Below are 2228 nucleotides of genomic sequence, written 5' to 3'. Positions count from 1 at the left end.
TAAATCGTTGGATTGGCGCATCGATAATACTAACTGTTAAACATTAACTCATTATTATCAATAGTTTGTAATATATATAAAAGTGCTATGCAGACCTCGTAAACACCTATGCATCTTTTTTATCTTCTAAATTGTCATATTTAACCTGTATTTTTTGTTAAATAATATCTTTACAACAAACACTTACAAGTGATATTTTGACGAAGAAACTTACAAGAAAGCAGGAGGTTATCCTGCTGCTAATCAATAAGCTGTTATACGACTTATGGATACATCATGCTTCAGCAAAAATTAATCAAGTTGATTCGTAGTGAAATGCTCGATGGTTTGGTAAATGAATATTGTGATAGTTTTTCCAGTGTTGATGTACATACCGTCGATGACAAAGAGTTTGCTGAGTTAGTAAAATTTTGGCGCAGCTGTGATGATCAACAAAAAGGTTTTATTCGGTCTTTAATGCGATTTTCTTCGCAGAATTCTTTAGCAAGCTTATTGGCGCTAATAGATAACTCATCTTTTTGTTATGAAGCAAAGAATGAACTTGGTGTTAATGAGTTCAAACTGAATGCAGAAACCAGTCAAGGTGGAGTTTCATTAGAACAAGATTTGACAGATGTCTTTTGGGAGCAAGAGCAAGAAGATGGCCACGTCAAATAGTCGTATAACAAAGCAAATTAAAAGGGCGGACAAAAATCAGTTGGCTTTGTTCGTACCTCACAAATTATAGCCAACTAATTTTTGCCGTTTATTTGCGGCGTTAGCTGGTAAGTGGAATATTCATCAGAAAAAGGATTGTCTATGTTTAAAGAACCGATAAAGTCATCATTTGCAACGGTACAAATAGGTGTGGCAAAGGCGGACGGTAAGCTGTCGTTGACGGATACAGAGGTTGTTTTTGTCCCATTTAACGAGCAGCTTGGCCTCGGTCCCTACCATATCAAGCGTGATGAAATAAAGTCAGTGATTCAAGATGTGGGTAAGGGTGGTGGAATCATTCCGATCACAACTGAGGCAATTCGAATCACTTTATCAAATGATTCAACGTTTGTTTTTATCACGGCTAATCCGAAACAGTGGGTCGAAATTTTCAGTGAAATTACCAGCTAACAAAGCGTTTAAGAGGGATTCATGCCGCGTGGCATTTTTGGTTTGCAGTGAGTTTTGGTGGTGAAAGTGGTGTGCGGAAACTTGGTTTAGGCGGCATTCACCCCTTAACGCAGCGTTAGCATTCTCCTATTAAGAGGATCGTGATGAACACTAAACCTCAAATATTATTTTTGTCTCATGGCGGCGGGCCGATGCCACTTCTAGGTGATGTTGGGCATAAAGAAATGATTGATTGCTTGCAAAAAATCTCATCTATTTTGCGTAAGCCATCAGCCATTTTAGTGGTAAGTGCGCACTGGGAAGAAAAAATCCCAACTATTACTTCGGGGGCCAACCCTTCCCTTATTTACGATTACTATGGATTTCCAGAAAAGTCTTATAGTATTACCTATCCTTGTCAGGGAGAGCCATCACTGGCGGAGCAGACCTATAAGCGGCTGGAGCATTCAGGTATTTCCGCAAAACTTGATGAGCAGCGCGGTTTTGACCACGGTCTATTTATTCCTCTGAAAATCATGTACCCGGAGGCAGATATTCCGTGCATTCAGCTCTCTCTTGTCGATAATCTCAGTCCAGCAGCTCATGTCGGGATAGGGCGAGCAATCCAAGACTTGGAGTATGAAAATTTACTTATAATTGGTTCTGGTTTCTCCTTTCATAATATGAAAGCATTTTTTTCATCTGAAACCAGTGAATCAAAAACTTTAAATGAATCTTTTGAAGCGTGGCTGCTAGAGACTTGCACTAACAGTAGTATTACTGAAGAAGAAAGAGAACAAAGATTTATCCAATGGGAAAAAGCCCCCGGTGCTCGTTACTGTCACCCAAGAGAAGAGCATTTATTGCCGTTGCACGTTTGCTATGGAATAGCTAATAGTGTTTGCACTAAGTCGTTTGAGCTAAAGATTCTAAATAAAAAATCGAGCATGTACATCTGGTCATAAAATGCTAACAAACGCGTCAATTAGGACGCTCGCAAGCTCTCGCCTATTACCCGGGCGTTGAGGCTGTAGAATTTCTCCAAAAATGACGTTTCAACGTCTTTTTCATAAATAAAGCAACTTGGTTGTTTTTTGAGCTTGTAGGGTGTCGATGCCTGTGATCTAATAGATATTATTCAC

General features: G+C 39.3%; 3 protein-coding genes. All 3 read left to right on the top strand.

The window, feature by feature from the left end; translation table 11 throughout:
* The first annotated feature begins 276 nt into the window (after positions 1 to 276).
* The 3 genes from H5185_RS21775 (at position 277) to H5185_RS21760 (ending at position 2051) form a co-directional block, all read left to right on the top strand.
* On the top strand, positions 277 to 657 hold the full coding sequence (locus H5185_RS21775; protein WP_182699086.1) for a hypothetical protein: 381 nt from the start codon (positions 277 to 279) through the stop codon (positions 655 to 657).
* Between the two features lie 141 nt (positions 658 to 798).
* Positions 799 to 1107: a hypothetical protein gene (locus tag H5185_RS21770; RefSeq protein WP_017428770.1), complete on the top strand. Its 309-nt coding sequence runs from the start codon at positions 799 to 801 to the stop codon at positions 1105 to 1107.
* A gap of 143 nt (positions 1108 to 1250) precedes the next feature.
* On the top strand, positions 1251 to 2051 hold the full coding sequence (locus H5185_RS21760) for a class III extradiol ring-cleavage dioxygenase (protein ID WP_086994183.1): 801 nt from the start codon (positions 1251 to 1253) through the stop codon (positions 2049 to 2051).
* The last annotated feature ends 177 nt before the right edge of the window (positions 2052 to 2228 follow it).

The organism is Shewanella sp. SG44-6 (assembly GCF_014164185.1).
In the GTDB taxonomy this organism is placed as follows: Bacteria; Pseudomonadota; Gammaproteobacteria; order Enterobacterales; family Shewanellaceae; genus Shewanella; species Shewanella vesiculosa.
Note: the sequence above shows the minus strand (reverse complement) of the source record. Positions and strands in the feature narration are given on the sequence as shown.

Excerpts from the sequence above, each read along its gene's own strand:
- H5185_RS21760 (WP_086994183.1), top strand. The coding sequence starts at position 1,251 with ATGAACACTAAACCTCAAATATTATTTTTGTCTCATGGCGGCGGGCCG.
- H5185_RS21775 (WP_182699086.1), top strand. The coding sequence starts at position 277 with ATGCTTCAGCAAAAATTAATCAAGTTGATTCGTAGTGAAATGCTCGAT.
- H5185_RS21770 (WP_017428770.1), top strand. The coding sequence starts at position 799 with ATGTTTAAAGAACCGATAAAGTCATCATTTGCAACGGTACAAATAGGT.